Here is a 4,095-nt window from a genome sequence, read left to right on the forward strand (position 1 = left end):
GGGCTGGCTGACTGCTCCGCTCACTACGGCGCTTTTGGGTGAGCGCGTTCGCTGCGCAGTCAGCCTGTGCCGACACAGCCGGCAGCCGACCAGTGGCCGGCGCATTGCGGAGGCCTTTTCAAGGCCGTACGCCCGTAGGGCGCAAATTTTTGAGCGAGGTTCTGGGGGCGCTGCCCCCAACGCCACTTCAAGCACAATCAGACCGACCGAGGCTCCGCGCTGCGCTTGTGCGCCCGCACCACTCGGCCAGATTCTGCTTTCCGTTCTGCCCCCCGCGTTCGCCACGTGGCAGGGGTGCAAGGGCACCTTTTTTCTTAGTATGTCGGGGATAATTCAAACCTTCCCTTGGAGAAGATTGAGTGAGAACATATGTTGAACATACCTCTGGGTGGTTTGGAGACACTGGCGGGGGTGATAAGGGGTTACCAGTGGGCGCGGCCTTAGCCCAAGCGCAGTCCGAACGGCAGAAGCGTGGCCGCCAGTAGCACATCCGCTACTGAGAAGTAGCTGCCAACCTCAACACCGGATGACTAGGTAGTTGAGGGTCCGAAAGCGAGGGGTCGGCTCCGGTGAGCAAACTCTTAAAGGAACAAAAGCTTAAAACACTAGAGCAGGGTTCTTCAAGTTACCAATGATGATTGGCATTCCTGGGTGAACGCTTCGAAAGTGACAGTTTGCATTGCACCAGTTGAGGGCATCTGGTGATAACCATCCGACTAATTCACAAATCTCTTGGTGGACGGTCGCAAGGTCCCATTGAATGATCGACTCGTGATGGGCAATCCGATTTCTCAATTGCCTAGTATCATCCAAACGTTTGGAAATTTGTTTTCTTTGAAGTGGCCGTCCTGCGTTAAACAAGGGGCGAAGCTCTTGCCCCCACAGTTGGTTGTTTCGGCGGCCAAATAAGGCGGTCCAAAAACCAAAAGTTAGTTCGGCGACAATCTGGCCATCCGTTGGTTGTTTCCCTCGGAACTTAGAAACAGCCTCTTGCACCTTTTTTTGTTGGTAATGATCTGTGATGACCTGAGCATTTTGGAACCAACCGGCACCATAACGCGCCGTTAAGCGGTCATGAATGGCGTTTCGAAGTGTAATTTCCAAAATATGCAGCGATGTGTAGAAGGTCTCTGAAAGCGCTATGTTGAGCGCGTAAAGGGCAAGTGCCTCATCTCTATTTTGGTTCGCCCATTGGCGATATTTTGAAAGTCGTTCAGTGGAGAAAGCGGCTTCTAAAGTCATCTGAAGTCAGTTTTTAATTGAAATTTCTATCGGTTTATGCCATATAAGCAACTGTAAGCCCTCGCTTGTCCCTGCTTTGCAAACGGCGAGGGTAAGTTTTTTCTAGATCATCAAATTTGTCAAAGCATTTCGTAGCGGTTTCGTTTTAAGCCGCTCTTCTGAAACGCCTTTTTGCGCCGACAACATTCATTCTCATGTTGATTACATCAACGCTGATTGTCCATTTATCCGACAGAGTTTGTACGGTTTCTGTACCTAACTGTATTTGCCGATAAGCAAAAAGCGCGGCCTCTTCTGACACCAAAAGAGCTGGGCCGAGCCATTCGGCTTCATCCTCAATAGCCCTAATAAAATCTCGATTCCCATCTGCATCAAACAATGCGGTTGGGTGGTGACGCATTAGAATATGGGCTAGCTCATGAGCGATGTTTGAGGCCTGCCGTTTGTCGGGGTGGCAATCGTTGTTGATGGGGTCCATTAGGGCTCAGTGATAAATCGTACGCTAAGGGTTCTGACCTCTCTGTAATGTTCGATAGACGGTTGGTCGCGACACGGAAAACACCTCGGCCAGGTCGCTGATGGAATACTCCCCAGTGGCATGCATACGGGTCAGTTCACGCTGCTGTTTCTCGGACAGTTTTGGCTGTTTGCCACGCAGCTTGCCCTTGGTACGGGCGATGGCCATGCCTTCGCGCGTGCGCATACGGATGAGGGGTATGTTGAAAGTACGGGTATTGCCATTTGTGGACAGCTCCGTTTTTGCAAGGGTTTTCTTTGTGCTTCAGATCTTTTTGCGTAGCGGTCATTTGTCCGGCCTGTTTGCGCGGCGTGTTTGACCGCTGGCCTTGATGAAGTCCGCAAGCCGGGTCCCTATCAACTTGCCGGGCTATGATGCCCTGGCAATACCGTGGGGTGTTCCGGCTGCGGCGGCAAAGATCATCTGACCTTGCCCCGTAATCCCGGACCAGGGGTTAAATTAACCTATGGAACGGGAGATGTTTATGACGAAGCAAACGAGACGACGGTTCACGCCAGAGTACAAGGAGCAAGCTGTGGCGCGCTTGTCGGAGGACGGGGTCACATATTCCAGCCTTGCGAGTGAGCTTGGCGTGACGAGTGGTCAGCTCAAGAGTTGGCATCTTGACCTGCTGGCTGCGGGGTCAGCTGCGGCTCTGGCTCAGAGCAAAGCAGAGGCAGCTGAGTTGGCGCAACTGCGCCGTGACAACAAGCGGCTGAAAGAAGAAAATGAGGTGATGCGCAAAGCATCTGCTTTTTTCGCACAATGGGCGGCGAAGACATGATTGCGAAGCTTGCATTCATCGCTGCCCATGTTGGCCATCATTCGATCCGCCTGCTTTGCCGCGTCCTTGGCGTCAGCCGGAGCTGGTTTCACCGTTGGCAACGCACTGCCCCGGAACGGGCAGCACGTGCTTCCAGACACGACGCTCTGGTTGATGAGATCAGGTCGATCTTCGAGGAGAGCAAACAGCGCTACGGAGCGCCACGTATCCATGCTTAGCTGCGTGCTCGTGGTCACCGGGTCTCTCGCAAATTGGTGGCCAAGCTCATGAAAGAGAACGATATTCGACCGCCCATGCGCAAACGCCGCATGCCGATGACCACCGACAGTCGCCATGGATATGGTATTGCACCAAACCTTCTCGACAGGAACTTCCAGATCACGGCTCCCGACACCGTCTGGCTGGCTGACATTTCATATATTCCCACCGATGAGGGCTGGCTCAACCTGGCTGCAGTCAAAGATCTCGGGACCATGGAAATCGTTGGCTGGTCAATGTCAGATCGCTTGAAAAGTACCCTGTGCGAAGATGCCCTGAAGATGGCGATCAGGAGCCGTCGTCCCCCCAGGGGCCTGATCCATCACTCGGATCGTGGCGTCCAATACGCTTGTGGCGAGTATCAAAAGCTGCTCAATCTGCACGGGATGATCCCATCGATGAGCCGAAAGGGAAACTGTCTCGACAACGCCCCGATGGAGAGCTTCTTCGGCGCACTCAAAACCGAAATGGTTCATCGCACCCGGTTCAGGACCCGCAGACAAGCGCGCGCGGCACTCTTCGAATATATCGAGATCTTCTACAACCGGCAGCGGCGGCACTCGAGCATCGGATATCGCACGCCCGCTCAGGCAAGGATGGACATGGAAATCAAGATCGCGGCATAATCAAATAAGCTCCTGGTCCGGGATTACGGGGCAAGGTCATGTTACGGCGTTCCGCTTTAAGGGGCCAGCCCCGGTGTCAACGCTTACCCGGATATATCTTCATCGGCCTTGAGCCGTCTATATATCGCCTGACGGGGAACCACTGCCGTGCGGGCAGCTTCCGTAATCGTCATGCCGGTGTCCAGCATCCGCTTGATGCCAACCCAACGCTCATCCGTAATCGCCGCTGGACGACCAACTGGACGCCCTGCCCTCTTGGCAGCAGCCATGCCTTCTTTGGTCCGTTGCCGGATCACATCCCGCTCAAACTGGGCAAACGCCGCGCTGATATGGAAAAACAACCGTCCACCCGGCGTCGTCGTGTCGATCGCTTCATGCAGCGACACAAAGTCCACGCCCAAAGCCCCGATCCGTTCCACATCGTCAATCAGGAACTTCATCGATCGCGCCAGCCGGTCAAGGCGCGTCACGACAAGAGCATCACCCGCAGATGCGGCTCTCAATGCCCTTTCAAGCTGAGGCTTGGTGACAGCCCCACCCGACACTCCCCTGTCATGATAAATCCGTTTACAACCAGCAGCCGTCAGCGCGTGTCGCTGCCCTGCCCCGGTCTGATCACCCGTCGATGTTCTGATATATCCGATCCGCATGTCCTATATTATACATTT

The 4,095-nt window shown here is 54.3% G+C and carries 4 protein-coding genes and 1 pseudogene; 1 reads left to right on the top strand and 4 read right to left on the bottom strand.

Features of this window, described 5'->3' with window-relative positions; translation table 11 throughout:
* Positions 1-597: 597 nt before the first annotated feature.
* From TRICHSKD4_RS26350 to TRICHSKD4_RS32090, 3 genes are all read right to left on the bottom strand, one after another.
* On the bottom strand, positions 598-1,242 hold the full coding sequence (locus TRICHSKD4_RS26350) for an Abi family protein (protein WP_009469520.1): 645 nt from the start codon (positions 1,240-1,242) through the stop codon (positions 598-600).
* A 145-nt stretch (positions 1,243-1,387) separates the two neighbouring features.
* Positions 1,388-1,720 carry an ImmA/IrrE family metallo-endopeptidase gene (locus TRICHSKD4_RS26355; RefSeq protein ID WP_050763552.1) on the bottom strand — a complete coding sequence of 111 codons (333 nt, stop codon included), beginning with the start codon at positions 1,718-1,720 and terminating at the stop codon, positions 1,388-1,390.
* Between the two features lie 24 nt (positions 1,721-1,744).
* Positions 1,745-1,945 carry a helix-turn-helix domain-containing protein gene (locus TRICHSKD4_RS32090; protein ID WP_009469522.1) on the bottom strand — a complete coding sequence of 67 codons (201 nt, stop codon included), beginning with the start codon at positions 1,943-1,945 and terminating at the stop codon, positions 1,745-1,747.
* A 298-nt stretch (positions 1,946-2,243) separates the two neighbouring features.
* On the opposite strand from TRICHSKD4_RS32090, the pseudogene TRICHSKD4_RS26370 reads away from it, so the two are divergent.
* Positions 2,244-3,427 (top strand): annotated as a pseudogene (locus TRICHSKD4_RS26370) (IS3 family transposase).
* A gap of 83 nt (positions 3,428-3,510) precedes the next feature.
* Here TRICHSKD4_RS26370 and TRICHSKD4_RS26375 read toward each other — a convergent pair.
* Complete coding sequence (locus tag TRICHSKD4_RS26375) at positions 3,511-4,077, bottom strand: recombinase family protein (protein ID WP_009469527.1); 567 nt, start codon at positions 4,075-4,077, stop codon at positions 3,511-3,513.
* Between the last annotated feature and the right edge of the window lie 18 nt (positions 4,078-4,095).

Source organism: Roseibium sp. TrichSKD4 (genome assembly GCF_000148725.1).
Taxonomy (GTDB): Bacteria; Pseudomonadota; Alphaproteobacteria; order Rhizobiales; family Stappiaceae; genus Roseibium.